Source organism: bacterium endosymbiont of Bathymodiolus sp. 5 South (genome assembly GCF_900128535.1).
In the GTDB taxonomy this organism is placed as follows: Bacteria; Pseudomonadota; Gammaproteobacteria; order PS1; family Pseudothioglobaceae; genus Thiodubiliella.
This window is the reverse complement of record NZ_FQTR01000238.1, coordinates 1-1,964: the sequence shown is the minus strand read 5'-3', so window position 1 is coordinate 1,964 and position 1,964 is coordinate 1. Positions and strand designations below refer to the sequence as shown.

The window sequence follows — 1,964 nt, the reverse complement described above, 5'->3', positions numbered from 1 at the left end:
AGGCGCATACGCCTCTAGTTATAATCTAGCGCTTGGAAAACCTGCCACAGAATCCAGCACATATCCATACTCTATCCCCGTTGCTGCTAGTTATGCAGTAGATGGTAACACTAATGGCGAATTCTTAAATAGCAGCACAACTCATACCAACATTGAACAAGGTGCTTGGTGGCAGGTTGATCTAGGTAGTAAGAAAGATATCAAGCAAATCATTATCTACAACCGCACTGATTGCTGTGCAAATAGACTAAGCAACTACCAAGTTAGTATTTCTAATAAAGCAGACTTCAGCACCCATATCTATCAACAAGACTTTCATGTCGCACCCAATCCTAAAAAAATCATTCAATTGGACGCATCAGGCAAACAAGGTCGCTATGTTAGAATCCAGTTGCTTGATAAGGACTATCTGTCTCTAGCAGAAGTTCAGGTTATGGGTGTCGATCCTTTGCGTTTTTCTGAGGTGGGTTATTCTCGTGCTCAGAGTGATTTTGGCGGGTTTAATAATACACCAAATTATACCAGTAAGATGGGTTTTGCCGCCCTTAAAGCCGATGGGTCAATCATGGCGTGGGGTAATTCATATTTTGGAAGAAAAAAAGCACCTACTGATAGTGGCTATACCAAGATTTATTCAAATCAATATGCCTTTGCCGCCCTTAGAGCCGACGGCTCAATTACAATGTGGGGTGACTTAAACGACACAAACACACCCATGCCCACTGACAAAGGCTATACTAAGATTTATTCAACTGCTAATGCCTTTGCCGCCCTTACACCCGATGGCTCAATCAAGGCATGGGGTGACTCAAGTTCTGGAGGCGCAAACGCACCCGCTGGCAGTGGCTATACCAAGATTTATTCAAATACATTTGCCTTTGCCGCCCTTACACACGATGGCTTAATCAAGGCATGGGGTGACCCTACTAGAGGAGGCGCAAACGCACCCGATGGCAGCGGCTATACCAAGATTTATTCAACTGTTGATGCCTTTGCCGCCCTTAAAGCTGATGGATCAATTAAGGCTTGGGGTAGCCCAGTTTCTGGAGTCACAAGCGCACCTGCTGGCAATGATTATACTAAGATTTACTCAAGTGAATATGCCTTTGCCGCCCTTAAAGCCGATGGATCAATTAAGGTTTGGGGTGAAGCAAATGCTGGAGGTGCAAACGCACCCGATGGCACTGGCTATACCGATATTTATTCAAATACATATGCCTTTGCTGCTCTTAAAGCTGATGGATCAATCAAGGCATGGGGTGACTCGGATTCTGGAGGCGCAAACGCACCCGCTGGCAGTGGCTATACCAAGATTTATTCAAATGCATTTGCTTTTGCTGTGCTTACACACGATGGTTCAATCAAGGCGTGGGGCAACTCAGAGAGTGGAGGTACAAACGCACCCGACGTACCCACTGACAAAGGTTATATCAAGATTTATTCAACCTATAGAGCCTTTGCCGCCCTTAAAGCCGATGGCTCAATCAGGACATGGGGTGACTTAGAGAATTCGTGGAGTAACTTAAAGGGTGAGCACACAAGCACACCCACTGATAAAGGTTATATTGAGATTTATTCAAATGCATATGCCTTTACTGCTGTTAAACCCGATGGTTCAATCAGGACATGGGGTGATTCAGGTTATGGAGGCGCATACGCCTCTAGTTATAATCTAGCGCTTGGAAAACCTGCCACACAATCCAGTATATATCCACACCGCATCCACGCTGTTGCTGGCTATGCAGTAGATGGCAACACTGATGGTGAATTCTTAAATAGTAGCACAACCAGTACCAAAGATGAACAAGGCGCTTGGTGGCAGGTTGATCTAGGCGGTAAGAAAAAGATCAATGAAATCATTATCTACAACCGCACTGATTGCTGTGCAAATAGACTAAGCAACTACCAAGTTAGTATTTCTAATAAAGCAGACTTCAGTACCCACACCTATCAACAAGACTTTC

Annotated in this window: 1 protein-coding gene; it reads left to right on the top strand. The window is 44.7% G+C overall.

What is annotated here, in order from left to right:
- Positions 1–1,964 (top strand): galactose-binding domain-containing protein (locus BBROOKSOX_RS10420; RefSeq protein WP_180324003.1); only part of this gene is annotated, 1,964 nt, incomplete at both ends.